Below are 15,054 nucleotides of genomic sequence, written 5' to 3'. Positions count from 1 at the left end.
CAGAGGCGAAGCAGGTCGCCATTGCAACTCTACCTTGGCATGACTTTGAGCGTTCCGAAAGCCTCAGCCTGACACATTGGGTCGCATGGGTTCCGCTGGGGTCTCCTGCGGTATAGGACCCGCTTCCCGGTTCTTTACTTCGTGCGCCTTCTTCATCGCCTCGGTTGTTGCTCTCAGGCGTTCTGGTTTGCTCCCATAGTTACGCGAGCCGGTACCCGAGAGCGAGTGTCCAAGTGTCAAGTTCACCTCTCGCTCTTGTGCCCCACCCGCCCTCAGCCAGTCAGACATGTTGTGGCGGAGTGAATGCACTACGTGGAGTGGGTTCTTGGTGACCGCTCTAACATGCTTCATGAGGGCCGCTGAGGCGTTGTCTGGGCCGTTTTCGTTGCCGTATGCGTCGAAGAGCATGGCGCGTCCCTTAGCGAGCCTCAGGGCTTCTTTGGCGGCTTCCAAGGTGTCCCCCAAGAGTGGCACGTCCCTTCTAGATGCCTTGGTCTTTACCCGCCGATCTTCATGCCATTCAACGGTAATGTAAGGAGTGGCAGTGGACACCTCGACATCAGACACACGAAGTCCAGTGATCTCAGCCAATCGACATCCCGTACCCTCAAGCAGTCTCCAGATAAGCTGTAGCTCGGTCTTGCCTCGGGACAATACCCTGCTGCGCACTGCTTGTAGTACGTCGGTAGGCAGCGGATCGCGCTTCTCTACGTCCGTTTCGGCGTCTAGGTTGGCAATCGGTAGCTTGTTGAATGGGTTACTGTAGCTGTTTGCTAGGCCGTTCTCGTGGATTGCGTGGTTTACTACTGCCCTGATTATGTTGATGCCCCGCCGAACCGACTCAGGCTTGATCCCGGTTTCTGCAAGGGCATCACGGAACCGACGAGCGTCCTCGCGGTTGATCGACAGCAATTCGGCATCGGCACCGATAACCCTCGTGAACAGTTCAGCGACCCGATCAACCCGCTGCGCATATTTCTTTTCCCGCTTGTCTTCCCCGGCACACTTCTCCGCCTTGTAGAGTGAAACGATATCACTCAATCGCGGTGATGGGCGGGGAGGAGCGCCGTTCAGGAGAGACCTTACGAGCAATTCATGAGCCGCCGACATCCCCACGGGGTGCCCAGAGGGGTCCAGCGGGTAGCGTTCAATGATTTCTGCTGCTGCTTGCTCCCTAGCCGCATCTTCCCCGTCTGCATCATCTGGGAAGGTTGCACGGTCATAGGGGCTGCTGGGATCAAACCCGAGTTGCCGGATGAGGCTCACGCTCTCGGTATAGGTCTCGAAGGGGGATTTCTCACGGTGACGGTCGCGGACATCCTTCACGGCCTTGTCGTAAGCCGCATTGACCCGCTTCCAGTTATCCGCCGCTTGAGCCTCTGTTTTCCCGAGCGGAGCCAAGTGCCAAAGCTTCCCTAGTACCGTCGAGATGTCCTCGGGGTACTTGCGGCGATACCTGAAAGCGTTCTTGTGTTTTTGGACGTAGGGAAGGTTCAATGTCAGCCTCAAAATGACCCCCGGGTGTACCTCAAAGTGTACCCCGGCTTACCGTCAAGACATTGAATAGATTGGTTTCCAAGGGGAAACCTAAAATGGAATGGTGCCCAGAAGAGGACTCGAACCTCCACACCCTTTCGAGTACCAGCACCTGAAGCTGGCGCGTCTACCAATTCCGCCATCTGGGCGACGAGGAGCCGTGTAAAGGGACTGCTCCGACCTGTCAACCGGCTTTTTGAAGTTTTCATGTCGGCGCGATGAAGGCGTCTGCCTGAATGCCGGAAGCGGATTCGCAGATGCGTTGGGACACAAGCCTTTTGCACAGTCTGCCACGGATAACGCGGCCGTGAAAAAGCCGTGATCGAAACGCTCTATCTTGCCGTCGGCGAGGCGGTTTGCCCGCCGCCGGGATGAACGACGGGATGACTATATGACGATTCGATCCGCTTTTGTGGCCGTGGCGCTCGCCGGCGCCCAGCTTTTCACCTCCGTGGCGGATGCTGCGATGACGAAGCCGATGCCATTGATTTCGCAGCCGGGCTCCGATGTCGAAGAGATCGATATCGTCTGCGACTTCTCCGGTTGCTACGAGACCTGGGACCGCCCGCCGCCGCGCCGTCCACGCCCCTTGCCACCGGAATATTATCCGCCGTCCGTCTATGACGAGCCGCCGGTCTATCGCCCACGGCCGCGTCCGCCTGTCTATGTCGAACCCGGCTACCGTCCACGGCCGCGCCCGCCGGTTTACGAGGATCCGGGTTATCGTCCGCCGCGTCGGTCCTGGGAGCGGCATGTCGACTGGTGCCTGAACCGCTACCGGTCCTACAATCCCCGCACCAACCAGTTCCTCTCGACGAGCGGCTACTACAAGGTCTGCCAATCGCCCTTCTATTGAGACGAGCGATCTTCGAAGGCGGTTCTGCGGCCGCCTTCGCCCCTGTGTCAGCTGTCGAGCCCTTCATTGCGGCTCACCCTATCCACATGGCCGAGATCGCGCTCGGGATCGATGGCATCACGCACCTTCTGCTTCAGCTCCTTCGGGCCTGGAAAGCCGCCATCACGCTTGCGTTCCCAGATCAGGTCGTCGTTCAGCTTGATCTCGAAAATCCCGCCCGTGCCAGGGATAAGTGCCACTTCGCCCAGATCGTCAGCAAAGGTGTGCAGCAGTTCCTGCGCCATCCAGCCTGACCGCAGAAGCCAGTTGCATTGGGTGCAGTAGGTGATCGAAATCCGGGGTTTTTCCATCGGCGTATTCCTCACTTCACGGATAAGTTAACCCAATTAATCAACTTTTCTGCGTGCGTCCAATTGCCACGCAGCTAAGCTTCGGCCATGACGCGCAGGTTATTGTCTTTTTTGGAGTTTGTTCATGTCCATTGAACCGAACCGTCTTTTTGTTCCTGCCCTTGCCCCCGTCTATCGCTCCGGTCACGACGGGGTCGAAACCCTGCTGCGTCTGGTGGCCGGTGGCTTCCTCGTCATCCATGGCGCCAGCAAGATCGTTGATCCCTTCGGCGCCGTCCAGATGGTCGAAGGCCTCGGCTTCTATCCCGGCGTCTTCTGGTCGCCGCTTCTGGCGATCACCGAATTCTTCGGTGGCATCTTGCTCGCGATCGGTCTCCTCACTCGGCCGGCGGCCTTTGCAGCCACGATCGTCCTGCTGGTCACGGTCTATTTCCACTGGATCCAGCTGGATCAGGGCTTCTCCGGCGCGGAAAAATCGCTGCTGTGGGCGGCAATGACGTTCTATTTCGTCATCCGTGGCGGCAACCGCCACTCTGTCGACGCCCGTCTGAAGAAAACCTTCTGAGGTCCCGGAAGGGCGCTGCTTGCGGCGCCCCTCCGTCTTGCGACATTCGCATCCGCATGCTTTCTCTGGGGGCAACCACCCACGAGATCCGATTCCCCATGCGTGTTGCCATCGTCGAAAACACCCGCGTCACCGAAGTCGGTCAGGTTGGCATTGCTCTGGCCGAGGCGGGCGCGAAAACCGCCACCATCCGAGCCTATGCCGGCGAACCACTGCCGGACCTCGATGACTTCGACGCTCTGGTGGTGTTCGGTGGTGAGCAGAATGCCCGCGATGACGAGAAGCATCCCTATCTCCCGGAACTCGCAAGCCTGATGCGTCTCTTCGGCGACAGCGCGAAAGCCGTGCTCGGCATCTGTCTCGGTAGCCAGCTCCTCGCCCGCGCCTATGGCAGCGACAACCTGATCGGTGCCGCTCCCGAATTCGGCTGGCGCAGCATCGGCCGCACCGAAGCCGGCAGACAGGATCCGGTGCTCTCGGCCATGCCCGACCGATTCCTCTCCTTCCAGTGGCACGACGACACCTTCACGCTGCCGCAAGGTTCTGCTCACCTCGCGGAAAACGAAGCGGCTCGCCACCAGGCCTTCCGCATCGGCCGCGCTGCCTATGGCTTCCAGTTCCATTTCGAGGCTAACCGCGAGGTTGTGCGCAACTGGATGACGCATTTCCCAGAGGTCATCGAGCGCAAGGAACCCGGCTGGCTCAACCGCCATCCTGAGATCGAACCGACCGACGGGCAGCTTTCCGATGAAGCCGGGCTGGCCCTGGCTCGTGCATGGGTCCGGCAGATCCTACCGTCTTGAGCGCATCTCCCGCGTCACCCGGATCCCTTCTCAGGGTTTGACCGACATCAAGCCGCCGCAGCACCCGACCTGTTATCTCCGACCTCACTGATCGGAGTTCTGCCTTGTCCCTGTCCGCCTTTGCCTTTGCCGTCCTGCTCCTCCTGCTGACACCGGGGCCGACGAATACCCTGCTTGCCGTTTCAGGCGCCACCCGCGGCCTCAAGGCCTCGCTGCCGCTGATCGGTGCCGAATGTGCCGGCTATCTCACGGCCATCGTCCCGCTTGTCTTTTTGGCAGCACCACTGCTCATCGACCAGCCGGCTGCAGCGCTTGGCATCAAGCTCGCCTCGACCCTCTGGGTCTTGCTGCTCGCCGCCCGGCTCTGGACGCGTCCGCCTTCGGCCAATGCGCAGGCCGGAACGACGGTGGTCGCGGTCTACGCCACCACGGTGCTCAACCCCAAGGCCCTGATCATCGGGCTCGCCCTCATTCCCGCCGCCGGAACGGGTTCGCTGGAAGCACTGCTCCGGCCGCTCCCCTATCTCGCCATGTTTTTGCTGCTCGTCGTCATTGTCGCCACCTGCTGGTTGAGCGCCGGCGCCGCCATCCTCCGGCGGCTGGCAACCACCAACCCCTTGCTGTTCGGGCGGGTCGCCGCAAGCTGCCTCGCGGTCTTTGCCTTGAGCCTTGCCGGCCGCGCCATCGGCTGGATTTGATCCCCCGTCATTCGCCTCCCTCTTGCGAGCCATCCGCCCCCGTGCTTAATCGAACTTCAATCGATTGAGATCGCTTCAGAAACCTGTGGGAGGGGGATATGAAGGCAGTGGGTAAGCGCCTGGTTGCGCTCTGCTTCATCATCATCGGGCTGGCCTTCCAGCCGGCCCAGGCATCCCCTGTGGGCGCCGACACGGTCATGCGCGACTGGTATCGCCTCATTCTCGAACTTGTCCGTCATACGCCGACCTATTCGCCCCCCGTGGCAAGCCGCGCCTTCGCCTATCTCGGGGTCACCGCCTATGAGGCGCTGGCGGCCGGCGACACGACCATGACCTCGCTTGCCGGTCAGTTGAACGGCCTCACCCCAGTACCTCGGCGTGAAGCGGGCCTCGCCTATGACGAGGCCGTCGTCATGCAGGCCGCCCTGTCATCAGCCGCGCGCGAATTCTTCGGCAATACCGGCCCGACCGGTCAGCGCGCCCTGAAGCGCATGACCGAAAAGCTCTCGTCCGAAGTGTCCGTCGGACTTGCCCCCGATCTCGTCGCCCGCAGCCGGGCCTATGGCGAGAGCATAACGGCGCATATCCTTGCCTGGTCGCTGGACGACGGCGGCGCCAAGGTCGAAAACATGGGCTTCCCCCTGGAATTCGCGCTGGGGAGCAACAAGGACAGCTGGGTGCCGACCAGTCTGATCAATCAGCAGCAAATGCCCCTTCTTCCCCAGTGGGGCGAGAACCGTCCCTTCGCCCTGCAGACCGGCAATGCCTGCCCGCTGCCGGCGCCGCCTGTCTACAGCGAGGACAAGGATTCCGACTTCTACAAGGAAGCGATGGAGGTCTATGAGGCGGTGAACAGCGTGACCGATGAGCAGCGCGCCATCGCCCGCTTCTGGTCGGATGATCCGATGCTCTCGCCGACCCCGCCCGGTCACTGGATCGTGATTGCCCTTAAAGTCCTCGACGAGCAGGAGGCGGGTGCAGCCGAACATGCCGACCTGCTCGCCCGGCTCGGGATTTCGCTCGCCGATGCCTTCATCGGCTGCTGGCATTCGAAATTCGAATACGACCTGCTCCGCCCGGTCACCTATATTAAGCGGGTCATCGATCCCAAATGGGAGCCGATCCTGATCACGCCGCCCTTCCCGGAATATCCCTCCGGCCATTCCACCCAGTCGGGTGCGGCAGCCACGGTGCTGACGGCCTTTTTCGGCGAAAACTTCGCCTTCACCGACAACACCCATGAAAAGGACAAGCTGCCGAACCGCAGCTTCAAGAGCTTCTGGGATGCGGCTGAAGAAGCCGGCATCTCGCGTCTCTATGGCGGCATTCATTTCCGCGCCGCGATCGATCGTGGCCTCGACCAGGGGCGTTGCATCGGCGAAAAGGCGGTCGCCTTGAGGACCCGCGGATGACGGCCGAAGCCATCGCCTCGCACCATCGCCGAACCGCCCTTGCGGCCGCCCTGTTCGCCGTGCTCCAGGCCGGCACAGCGCTTGCCAATGGCGGCCCCCTCGTGCCCCGCTTCACCGACGAAACCGCCTCCAGCGGTATCGTCAGCACCTATCGCGGCGATTGGGAATATATGGTCGGCGGCGGTGCCGGTAGTTTCGACTGCAATGCCGACGGTTTCCCCGATCTCGTCCTTGCGGGCGGCGAGGACAAGGCGAAATTCTACCTCAACCGCAGCGAGGCTGGCGGCGCTCTCAAGTTCGACGAACAGGTGTCCGGCCTCGAACTCGACAAGGTGATCGGCGCCTATCCGCTGGATGTCGATGGCGACGGGCTGCAGGATGTCGTGCTCTTGCGCTCCGGCGAGAATGTCGTGATGCGCGGCTTGGGCGAATGCCGCTTCGAACGCGCCAACGAGGCTTGGGGCTTCGACGGCGGCGACGCCTGGTCGACGGCCTTTTCCGCCACCTGGGAGCGCGGCAACTCCTGGCCGACGCTTGCCGTCGGCAATTACATCGACCGCTTCGAGGACTTCGAGCCCTGGGGCTCCTGCACCGACAACTGGCTGCATCGCCCGTTGTCCGCTGCCGAGCGTCGCTTCGCCCCGCCGCTCGCGCTCAACCCCTCCTATTGCCCGCTGTCGATCCTCTTCACCGACTGGAACCGCTCCGGCACGCCCTCGCTGCGCGTCTCCAACGACCGCGAATATTACAAGGGCGGCCAGGAGCAGATGTGGCATGTTGAGCCGGGCAAGGCCCCGCGGCTCTACACCCAGGAGGAAGGCTGGAAATACCTGCGCATCTGGGGCATGGGCATCGCTTCCCGTGACCTCGATTTCGACGGCTATCCGGAATATTTCCTCACGAGCATGGCTGACAACAAGCTGCAGAGGCTCGCCGAAATCCCCGCCGACGGCAAGCCGAAGCCTTCCTACGCCGATATCGCCTTCGCCAAGGGCGCCACGGCGCACCGGCCCTATACCGGCGGCGAGATCCGCCCCTCGACCGCCTGGCATACGGAATTCGAGGACGTCAACAATGACGGCCGCGCTGATCTCTTCATCGCCAAGGGCAATGTCGCGGAGATGCCCGATTTTGCCGAGAAGGACCCGAACAACCTGCTCGTCCAGGGCGAGGACGGCAAATTCGTCGAAATGGGCGACAAGGCCGGCATCGCCTCTATGGCCAAGGGCCGGGGCGGGGCGCTGGCAGACTTCAATCTCGATGGAAAGATCGACCTCCTCGTCGTCAACCAGGGGTCTCCGGTGGAGATCTGGCGCAATACGACGGAAGGCGTTGGCCACTTCCTGCAACTGGCGCTGCGCCAGGACGGTCCGAACCGCGATGCGGTCGGCGCCTGGATCGAGGTGAAAACCGGCGATGTCGTGCAGCGCCGCGAACTCACCATCGGCGGCGGCCATGTCAGCGGCAAGACCGGCTGGCATCATTTTGGTCTGGGGGAACAGGCAGAAACCGAGATCCGCGTGCTTTGGCCGGATGGCGAGGTTGGGGAGTGGCAGACGGTGGCGGCTGATGGGTTTTACCTCGTTGGGCGTGGCACGGGGCCAAGGCTGTGGAATCCGGGCGAGGGGATGTGAAGGGGCACGACCCCATCTCCCCCCTTGCGGGGGAGATGGGCTCCGCGCATTCCGCTAGGCCCTCATGCTGAGGTGCCGTCGCAAGGCGAGGGCCTCGAAGCATCCCGCTCTGGTGGCCTCGTGCTGCGAGGGTCGCTTCGGTGCCACCTCAGCATGAGGGGTGGCGGGGTGGCCTCGCCCTTCGAGGCCGGGCAAGCCTGGCACCTCAGGGTGAGGGTGATCTATCAATGTCAAAAACCCCAAGCTTCGCCACCGGTCGGGATTGCTCCCTCCGGGTCGCCTGAAATCTGTCTCGGACGAGGCGCCAGAAGCAACCTGTCTAAGTAGTTTTATGTGGCTCCTTCCGGCGCCCCGTTCGGCGTCTATTCCCGCTGCATGCGTCTCTCTGGCAAGGCGGCGACGGTCCTCGGTCCTCGGGTTAAACCCGAGGATGGCCCGAGGATGACCGGGCGTAGGGTCCGGCTTTGACAGAGCCCTCCCAAGGGAATGTCTGCCATAGCCTGGCCGGTGGCCCGGGAGGTTCCCGCCGGATGGTGCACCATTCCGACCGGGACCCTCGCCCGGGGGATGCGGCCTTGGTCATTTCCGACCTCGGCCATCATCCCCGCCGTTTTATCCGCCCCGCCGTCTGGTATGTTCGCGACAGCGTGGGCGCCTTGTCTGTGTGCCTCTGAGGCACGTCCTTCCGATCGGGGTATCCGGTGTCGGGGCATCCGACCCCATCACTTTCGTTACCACCCCACGTCCGGAGGGAGACCGTTGCAGCGGGCCGGGGATTTGTGCCTGCGACAGCACTTGGCCCCGGCGTCGGCCCCGCCTCGCCTGACATCGCATCGTCAGGTGTATCCGAGGGCGGGACGGGCATCAGGGTAAGCGCGTGGAAATGGGCGGGGATGAAAAAACATGTCGGGGTTTGATTTTGTTGAGGAAACTCTCAAAGTCATCCCCCGCCGACTAGGGGAATTGAGGGGGCGGCGGCCTCCCTCTTCTCCCCAGCGGGGAGAAGGTGGCGCGTAGCGCCGGATGAGGGGGCGGCGGAGCCGGATTTCGCCGCGCACAGGATCACCATAAACCCGCCAATGCTCTGCAGCATCGCCTTGCGCTTCGCGCCCCCCCTCATCTGGTCCTGCGGACCATCTTCTCCCCAGCGGGGAGAAGCGGGAGCGGGCGGCATGCGCAACGCCCATCTCCCACTTTGGTGAGGGAGAAAGCGATTTCGATGAACTAGGCGAGCGCAAGCCGCCTAAACATCCGAAATCGCCAGAGAGGGGGGCGGTTATCTCGTGCCACCATCGCCGATCCCCTCACCAACAAAGTCTGAAGTTTAGCCCGGATCGCTCTCAAGCCTTCGATTTTGTAACCTCTCCCACACAGGGGAGAGGTGGAAACCCGCCGGCGTCTCAGTTTGACGGATAGAGCCGAGGCGTTACTCTGCCTCCTCCACCGCAGCCTCCGCCACGCGTTTCTGGATCGACTCGATGCAATTCTTGGCGCTGGACTTCGACTTATACGTTTCCGAGCGCACCATGATTTCGCCATTGGCGGCGCGGAAGCGGACGAAGGTTTCGCCGTTCTTGGCTTCGTCGATCTCGAAACGATAACCGCTGCCGGTCTCCTTCTTCGTAAGATCGACTATGGGCGCTGCGGGGGCATTCTTTTTCAGCGACTCGACGCAGTTCTTCGCGCTGGCCTTCGAGGCGTAGTTTTCCGACCAGACCATGATCTCGGCATTGTAGACGAACTGGACGCGGAACTCGCCCTTCTCGGTCTTCAGAATCTTGAACTTGTGCATGCCCGTCTCCCCTGTTTTGCCTATCGGCTTATGATTGCATCCGAATGCTAGCGCGATGGGGACGGGCGGGCAAGCAGGGCTCAGAAGCCCTGGAAGAGGAAATCCGTGGCGACGGTGATGTCGTCGGCGCGGGCGGAGAGATCGGTGATCACGGGACCGATCTCAGAGAGTGGAAGAGCCGCGAGACGGTGGGTCGCCATGACATAGGTTTTACCGCCAACCTCGAAGCGAGGCGTAAGGCGGGCGATCACCCAGGAGACGGTTTCGACCGGCTGTAATGGTGCGACAACCCGCGTGGGAAGATCATGGAGAAAGTCGGACTGGAGATCGACGACCAACTGGTCTTCCGATTTCAGGCGATGGACCCGAAATCGCGCCATGGTCAGAACTGCCGGTATTTGGCGAGGGGCAGGCCGTGCTTGGCGACATAGTCGTTATCCGCCTGGATCGCCTCGGCGTTTTCGATCTTCCAACGCCGTTCCTTCTCGGCCTTGATGGCGCGGGCAATGCCCTGTTCAGCCGCACCCGCGACATCGAGACCGAGGGTTTCAGCCTCGGTCACAAGGGCTTCACTGACGGTCAGGTCATGGGCTTTGCGGGCTTCGATCGACATGGGATGGTCTCCGGCGCTGGACGGAGAATAGCACGGCTCCGGCTTGCTGAGAATGGGCCGATCAGCCCTTGCCACGCCCGTAATAGGCTTCCCGCGATGAAAGGATCGCCTCCTTGTGTTCCCGCGACCATTCGACCAGCCCGGCCGTGACGGCCGAAAAGCCCAAGCCCCGGGGCGTCAGAGAATAAGTGACCGAAGGAGGGTTGGTGGGTTCGACATGACGGTCGACCAGTCCGTCCCGCTCGAGACGACGCAGTGTCAGCGTCAGCATGCGCTGGGTGACGCCTGACAGCGCGCGCTCGATCTCCCGGTAGCGGCGCGGACCAGCCGAGAGCTCGGCAATCGCCATGACGGTCCATTTCTCACCGAGGCGATCAAGCGTGAGGCGAAGACCGCAATCTTCGTGTTCCGGTGTGCCGCAGGGTTCGAGCGTCTCGATCCCGGGCTGGGTTGCGGCGAACATCAATGTGCCTCCTTACGTCGTTCCTGAGGGCGCAATAAATAGATGCGCCCGCAACGAAAAGGACGCAACCCATGATACTGCTCACTGGAGGCTCCGGCCAACTCTCCAAGCTTATCGCGCAAGGTACCAAAGACGCCGGTCTCGACATCTGCATTGGCAGCCGTCTGGCAGAGGAGACGGATACAGGTCGACGCCGGATCGATTTCGACGATCCCGAAACGCTCGACTTTAGCGATGTCGAAACGCTGATGATGATCTCTGCCGGTTACGCGGAGGACGATGTTGTCATCCGCCGCCATGATGCGGTGATCGCGGCTGCTATCCGCTCGGGCGTCCGACATGTCGTCTATACGAGCCTCAGCGGAACGGGTGACCATCTTGCTTTCTCGCTTGCCCATCGATGGACCGAGAAGCGGCTGAAGGACAGCCGCCTTGCCTGGACGATCCTGCGCAATGGTCTGTATGCCGAGCTGATCGGGGCACTTGCCTCACCGCTTGATGGCGTGATCCGGGCACCCTTCGGCACCGCGCCGCTATCGCCCGTGGCGAGGCGCGATCTGGCCGCTGCCGCATTGGCGGTTCTCAAGGACCCGCGCGCCCATGCGGGCATGATCTACGAACTGTCGGGAGCAGAAGCCTGGAGTGTTGCCGATCTGGCGGATGTCCTCGCCGCCGCATATCAGCCATGGAGCCTCGAGGAGATGCGGGCGTCGCTGGCGGGTGCTCCGCTCAAGCCCTTCCAGCCGCCGATGCTGATGTCGATCTATTCCAGTGCGGCTGCAGGATTTCTAAAAGCGGAGAACACGGACCTTCCGGCGCTGATCGCCGGAGCGCCGCGGCCGACCTTGGCGATCGCGGCAGAGGCTGCGCGGGGGGCAGGGTGATGAAGCGGAAATGGCGAGTGGGAGCCTTGGAAAAGGCTCCCTCCAACCCTCACTCGTCGCTCATCTTCAGCGCTGCGATAAACGCTTCCTGCGGGATCTCGACCTTGCCGAACTGGCGCATGCGCTTCTTGCCGGCCTTCTGCTTGTCGAGGAGCTTGCGCTTACGCGATGCGTCGCCGCCGTAGCACTTGGCGGTCACGTCCTTGCGCAGTGCCGAGATGGTTTCGCGGGCGATCACATTGCCGCCGATGGCGGCCTGGATCGGGATCTTGAACATGTGCTTGGGGATCAGGTCCTTGAGCTTTTCGCACATGTCGCGGCCGCGCTTTTCGGCTGCCATGCGGTGGACCATCATCGAGAGGGCATCGACCGGCTCGCCGTTGACGAGGATCGACATCTTGACGAGGTTGCCCTCGCGATGGCCGTCGAGATGGTAGTCGAAGGAGGCGTAGCCCTTGGAGATCGACTTCAGGCGGTCGTAGAAATCGAAGACCACTTCGTTGAGCGGCAGCTCATAGGTGATCATCGCGCGCTTGCCGACATAGGTGAGTTCGGTCTGGATGCCGCGCCGGTCCTGGCAGAGCTTCAGGATGCCGCCGAGATAGTCGTCTGGCGTCAGGATCGTCGCCTTGATCCACGGCTCGTGGATTTCCGAGATCTTGACCACGTCGGGCATGTCGGCCGGATTGTGCAGCTCGCGCTCCCTGCCGTCGGTCATGAACAGCTTGTAGACGACGGACGGGGCCGTCGCGATCAGGTCGAGATCGAATTCGCGCTCGAGGCGCTCCTGGATGATTTCGAGATGCAGCAGGCCGAGGAAGCCGCAGCGGAAGCCGAAGCCGAGAGCTGCCGAACTTTCCATTTCAAACGAGAAGGAGGCGTCGTTGAGGCGCAGCTTGCCCATGGCAGCGCGCAGGTCTTCGAAGTCGGCGGCGTCAACCGGGAAGAGACCGCAGAACACGACCGGCTGGGCCGGCTTGAAGCCCGGCAGCATCTTGGCGGTCGGGCGCTTGTCTTCGGTGATGGTATCGCCGACGCGCGTGTCGGCCACTTCCTTGATCGAGCCGGTGAAGAAGCCGATTTCGCCCGGGCCGAGTGAATCCACGGCAACCATCTTCGGGGTCAGCACGCCGACGCGTTCGACAGCGTATTTCGCGTCCGTGCCCATCATGCGGATGGTCTGGCCCTTGGTCAGCACGCCGTCGAGCACGCGCACGAGAACCATGACGCCGAGATAGGTGTCGTACCAGCTGTCGACAAGCAGCGCCTTCAAGGGCGCCTTGTCGCCGCCTTCGCTCTTCGGCGCCGGCAGCTTGTGCACGATGGCTTCGAGAACGTCGGGAATGCCAAGACCGGTCTTCGCCGAGATGAGCACGGCTTCGGACGCATCGATGCCGATGACTTCCTCGATCTGTTCCTTGATGCGCTCGGGCTCGGCGGCCGGGAGGTCGACCTTGTTGAGGACCGTCACCAGCTCGTGATTGTTGTCGATTGCCTGATAGACATTGGCCAGCGTCTGGGCTTCGACGCCCTGGGATGCGTCGACGACCAGCAGCGAGCCTTCGCACGCCGACAGCGAGCGCGAGACTTCATAGGCGAAGTCGACGTGACCGGGCGTGTCGATCAGGTTCAGCACATAGGTTTCGCCATTGTTGGCCTTGTAGTGCAACCGCACCGTCTGGGCCTTGATGGTGATGCCGCGTTCCTTCTCGATCTCCATGTTGTCGAGGACCTGCTCCGACATCTCGCGATCGGCGAGGCCGCCGGTCGACTGGATCAGGCGGTCGGCCAGCGTCGATTTGCCATGGTCGATATGGGCGACGATGGAGAAGTTGCGGATATGGCTCAGGGGCGTGCGATCGGTGCTCATGGCTCGCGCATATAGCAGCGAGCTCGGTCAACGCCTAGCGGGAAATTGTCGCGATCGGCTGGAAAACCGGGGTTGTCACACCCCGAACTGTTCCGGCCAGTCGCGGCGGGTGGCGACCTGGCCCTCCGTGCGCAGGCGCCGGACGGTATCGAGATCGATCTCGGTGATCAGCCAGTGGCTCTCTTCGACCGCGTCGCTCTCGCTTTCGGCATAGATGCCCGATGGTGGCATGCCGTAGTCGGAGGGCACGTAAAGGGCGGCGCGGCCGCGGTTTTCGTCGAGCGCCGGCGACCAGGGGGCGGTGCCGGCGGTGGGTGACGAGAGGACGGCGATCTGGTTTTCGAGTGCGCGGGCCTGGGCGCCGATGCGCACGCGATAGGCGCCGGCAAGTGTATCCGTGCAGGAGGGGGCGAGGATGAGGTCAACATCCTGTTCGGCGAGCCTATGGGCCAGCATCGGGAACTCGTTGTCGTAGCAGATGAGGATGCCGAACTTGCCGAGTGGGGTGTCGAAGGCGGTGAGCCCGTCGCGTCCGGCGGCGATTCCCCATTGCTCGCGTTCGAAGCGGGTCATGATGATCTTGTCCTGATGACCGATCAGACCATCCGGGCCAAAGAGGAAGGCGCGGTTGCGGTATTGGCCATCGGGGTCGAGCACGGGGGCAGAGCCGGGCTGGAAGACGATTTCGTGGGTGCGGGCGAGCTCCTCGCAGAGCTCGACCCAGGCCGGGATCAGCGGCTGGATGCCGGCGATCGAGCCGTGCAGGTCGGAGCGGGTGGCTGTGTCGAGCTGGCCGGCGAGGACCAGGCCGGCATATTCCGGCAGGAGCACGAGCTTTGCGCCGCGATCGACGGCTTGATGCACGAGGTGTGTCAGGTGGAGGACGTAGTCTTCCCAGCTCTCAATCAGATCGATCTTGTACTGGCAGGCGGCGAGGGTGAGAGCGGTCATGGTGAAAGATCTCGGATCCAGAAGGAAAGCGGCTTTGGGCTCTCGAAGGTCTCGTCGAGGTCGCGCCAGGTGAACGTGGTGCGAAGCGCGGGGTGATGCGTGTAGCCGCGCTTGGCCCAGAAGGTGTCGAGGGGCGTGTAGTCGACCGGCCGGCGCGGATGGTCGAGGGGGCGCTCGACGGCGCAGAAGGTGGTGTAGCGCAGGCCGAGTTTCTTCGCCTGCGCCTCGCGACCCTCGAAGAACTTCACGCCGATGCCCTGGCCGCGATACTCGGACAAAAGCACGCTTTCGCCGAAATAGAAGAACTCTTGCGGATCGAGCCCGACCTCGAGAAAGGGGCGCTTCACCTCTTCCGTCTCACCGGCCATCGGCGTTCCTGTGGCAACCCCGACCACCTCGTCACCATCGATCGCCAGCACAAAGACCGAGCCTTCGGACTTGGCATAGGTCGACAGATAGGTCTGCTCGTAATCCGGATTTCCCTCGTAGAGATAGGGAAAGGCCCGGAAGACGGTCGATCTGAGCCGCGCGAGGTCGCCGAAGAAGGGCGCCGCGTCGCTGCCGGAAAAGGATTGGATCGTAAGCGCCATAGAGTGTTTTCAGTCCGTTGCGGAGTGGTTATACCCA

16 protein-coding genes and 1 tRNA gene are annotated in these 15,054 nt (G+C 62.3%); 7 read left to right on the top strand and 10 right to left on the bottom strand.

Going from position 1 to position 15,054, the window contains the following annotated elements; translation table 11 throughout:
• Positions 1–63 precede the first annotated feature (63 nt).
• Positions 64–1,497 (bottom strand): tyrosine-type recombinase/integrase, encoded by a 1,434-nt coding sequence (locus tag SJY08_RS17485; RefSeq protein ID WP_377277220.1) that lies wholly within the window; start codon positions 1,495–1,497, stop codon positions 64–66.
• 101 nt (positions 1,498–1,598) lie between these two features.
• Positions 1,599–1,685 (bottom strand) — tRNA-Leu (locus SJY08_RS17480).
• Positions 1,686–1,927: 242 nt separating this feature from the next.
• On the opposite strand from SJY08_RS17480, the gene SJY08_RS17475 reads away from it, so the two are divergent.
• Positions 1,928–2,392, top strand: a complete 465-nt coding sequence (locus SJY08_RS17475; protein WP_054149482.1) for a BA14K family protein — start codon at positions 1,928–1,930, stop codon at positions 2,390–2,392.
• A gap of 47 nt (positions 2,393–2,439) precedes the next feature.
• Here the strand turns inward: SJY08_RS17475 and SJY08_RS17470 are convergent, their stop codons facing one another.
• The gene (locus SJY08_RS17470; protein WP_069042550.1) at positions 2,440–2,742 is read right to left on the bottom strand and encodes a SelT/SelW/SelH family protein; all 303 of its coding nucleotides are present in this window, start codon (positions 2,740–2,742) and stop codon (positions 2,440–2,442) included.
• Positions 2,743–2,866: 124 nt separating this feature from the next.
• Here SJY08_RS17470 and SJY08_RS17465 point away from each other — a divergent pair, with 124 nt between their 5' ends.
• From SJY08_RS17465 to SJY08_RS17445, 5 genes are all read left to right on the top strand, one after another.
• Positions 2,867–3,307, top strand: coding sequence for a DoxX family protein (locus tag SJY08_RS17465; protein WP_054149484.1), 441 nt, complete (start codon positions 2,867–2,869; stop codon positions 3,305–3,307).
• Positions 3,308–3,405: 98 nt separating this feature from the next.
• The gene (locus SJY08_RS17460) at positions 3,406–4,110 is read left to right on the top strand and encodes a type 1 glutamine amidotransferase (RefSeq protein ID WP_377277216.1); all 705 of its coding nucleotides are present in this window, start codon (positions 3,406–3,408) and stop codon (positions 4,108–4,110) included.
• Between the two features lie 104 nt (positions 4,111–4,214).
• Positions 4,215–4,808, top strand: a complete 594-nt coding sequence (locus SJY08_RS17455) for a LysE family translocator (RefSeq protein ID WP_377277214.1) — start codon at positions 4,215–4,217, stop codon at positions 4,806–4,808.
• A gap of 98 nt (positions 4,809–4,906) precedes the next feature.
• A complete protein-coding gene (locus SJY08_RS17450) occupies positions 4,907–6,220 on the top strand; it encodes a vanadium-dependent haloperoxidase (protein ID WP_377277212.1) in 1,314 nt (437 codons plus the stop codon).
• On the top strand, positions 6,217–7,854 hold the full coding sequence (locus SJY08_RS17445) for a CRTAC1 family protein (RefSeq protein WP_377277210.1): 1,638 nt from the start codon (positions 6,217–6,219) through the stop codon (positions 7,852–7,854). Before SJY08_RS17450 ends, SJY08_RS17445 begins: the two co-directional genes overlap by 4 nt.
• Before the next feature lie 1,426 nt (positions 7,855–9,280).
• Here the strand turns inward: SJY08_RS17445 and SJY08_RS17440 are convergent.
• The 4 genes from SJY08_RS17440 to SJY08_RS17425 all read right to left on the bottom strand — a co-directional run bounded on the left by SJY08_RS17440 (position 9,281) and on the right by SJY08_RS17425 (position 10,722).
• Positions 9,281–9,646 carry a YegP family protein gene (locus tag SJY08_RS17440; protein WP_377277208.1) on the bottom strand — a complete coding sequence of 122 codons (366 nt, stop codon included), beginning with the start codon at positions 9,644–9,646 and terminating at the stop codon, positions 9,281–9,283.
• Between the two features lie 80 nt (positions 9,647–9,726).
• Positions 9,727–10,026, bottom strand: a complete 300-nt coding sequence (locus SJY08_RS17435; protein WP_377277206.1) for a CcdB family protein — start codon at positions 10,024–10,026, stop codon at positions 9,727–9,729.
• A 2-nt stretch (positions 10,027–10,028) separates the two neighbouring features.
• Positions 10,029–10,259 carry a type II toxin-antitoxin system CcdA family antitoxin gene (locus SJY08_RS17430; protein ID WP_076391471.1) on the bottom strand — a complete coding sequence of 77 codons (231 nt, stop codon included), beginning with the start codon at positions 10,257–10,259 and terminating at the stop codon, positions 10,029–10,031.
• A gap of 61 nt (positions 10,260–10,320) precedes the next feature.
• Positions 10,321–10,722 carry a winged helix-turn-helix transcriptional regulator gene (locus SJY08_RS17425; protein WP_377277204.1) on the bottom strand — a complete coding sequence of 134 codons (402 nt, stop codon included), beginning with the start codon at positions 10,720–10,722 and terminating at the stop codon, positions 10,321–10,323.
• A 71-nt stretch (positions 10,723–10,793) separates the two neighbouring features.
• Here SJY08_RS17425 and SJY08_RS17420 point away from each other — a divergent pair, with 71 nt between their 5' ends.
• Positions 10,794–11,606, top strand: a complete 813-nt coding sequence (locus tag SJY08_RS17420; protein ID WP_377277202.1) for an NAD(P)H-binding protein — start codon at positions 10,794–10,796, stop codon at positions 11,604–11,606.
• 49 nt (positions 11,607–11,655) lie between these two features.
• Here the strand turns inward: SJY08_RS17420 and lepA are convergent, their stop codons facing one another.
• The 3 genes from lepA to SJY08_RS17405 form a co-directional block, all read right to left on the bottom strand.
• Positions 11,656–13,476: a translation elongation factor 4 gene (gene lepA, locus SJY08_RS17415; RefSeq protein ID WP_377277200.1), complete on the bottom strand. Its 1,821-nt coding sequence runs from the start codon at positions 13,474–13,476 to the stop codon at positions 11,656–11,658.
• A 75-nt stretch (positions 13,477–13,551) separates the two neighbouring features.
• Entirely contained in the window at positions 13,552–14,427 is an 876-nt protein-coding gene (locus SJY08_RS17410; RefSeq protein ID WP_377277198.1) for a carbon-nitrogen hydrolase family protein, read from the bottom strand.
• Positions 14,424–15,017 (bottom strand): GNAT family N-acetyltransferase, encoded by a 594-nt coding sequence (locus SJY08_RS17405; RefSeq protein WP_377277196.1) that lies wholly within the window; start codon positions 15,015–15,017, stop codon positions 14,424–14,426. Before SJY08_RS17405 ends, SJY08_RS17410 begins: the two co-directional genes overlap by 4 nt.
• Positions 15,018–15,054: the final 37 nt, after the last annotated feature.

Origin of the sequence: Rhizobium sp. R86522, from assembly GCF_042466255.1 — a bacterium.
In the GTDB taxonomy this organism is placed as follows: domain Bacteria; phylum Pseudomonadota; class Alphaproteobacteria; order Rhizobiales; family Rhizobiaceae; genus Allorhizobium.
Note: the sequence above shows the minus strand (reverse complement) of the source record. Positions and strands in the feature narration are given on the sequence as shown.

Coding starts and splice junctions, on each gene's coding strand:
- SJY08_RS17410 (WP_377277198.1), bottom strand. CDS start 14,427: ATGACCGCTCTCACCCTCGCCGCCTGCCAGTACAAGATCGATCTGATT.
- SJY08_RS17420 (WP_377277202.1), top strand. CDS start 10,794: ATGATACTGCTCACTGGAGGCTCCGGCCAACTCTCCAAGCTTATCGCG.
- SJY08_RS17460 (WP_377277216.1), top strand. CDS start 3,406: ATGCGTGTTGCCATCGTCGAAAACACCCGCGTCACCGAAGTCGGTCAG.
- SJY08_RS17430 (WP_076391471.1), bottom strand. CDS start 10,259: ATGTCGATCGAAGCCCGCAAAGCCCATGACCTGACCGTCAGTGAAGCC.
- SJY08_RS17440 (WP_377277208.1), bottom strand. CDS start 9,646: ATGCACAAGTTCAAGATTCTGAAGACCGAGAAGGGCGAGTTCCGCGTC.
- SJY08_RS17425 (WP_377277204.1), bottom strand. CDS start 10,722: ATGTTCGCCGCAACCCAGCCCGGGATCGAGACGCTCGAACCCTGCGGC.
- SJY08_RS17435 (WP_377277206.1), bottom strand. CDS start 10,026: ATGGCGCGATTTCGGGTCCATCGCCTGAAATCGGAAGACCAGTTGGTC.
- SJY08_RS17445 (WP_377277210.1), top strand. CDS start 6,217: ATGACGGCCGAAGCCATCGCCTCGCACCATCGCCGAACCGCCCTTGCG.
- lepA (WP_377277200.1), bottom strand. CDS start 13,476: ATGAGCACCGATCGCACGCCCCTGAGCCATATCCGCAACTTCTCCATC.
- SJY08_RS17470 (WP_069042550.1), bottom strand. CDS start 2,742: ATGGAAAAACCCCGGATTTCGATCACCTACTGCACCCAATGCAACTGG.
- SJY08_RS17465 (WP_054149484.1), top strand. CDS start 2,867: ATGTCCATTGAACCGAACCGTCTTTTTGTTCCTGCCCTTGCCCCCGTC.
- SJY08_RS17450 (WP_377277212.1), top strand. CDS start 4,907: ATGAAGGCAGTGGGTAAGCGCCTGGTTGCGCTCTGCTTCATCATCATC.
- SJY08_RS17405 (WP_377277196.1), bottom strand. CDS start 15,017: ATGGCGCTTACGATCCAATCCTTTTCCGGCAGCGACGCGGCGCCCTTC.
- SJY08_RS17475 (WP_054149482.1), top strand. CDS start 1,928: ATGACGATTCGATCCGCTTTTGTGGCCGTGGCGCTCGCCGGCGCCCAG.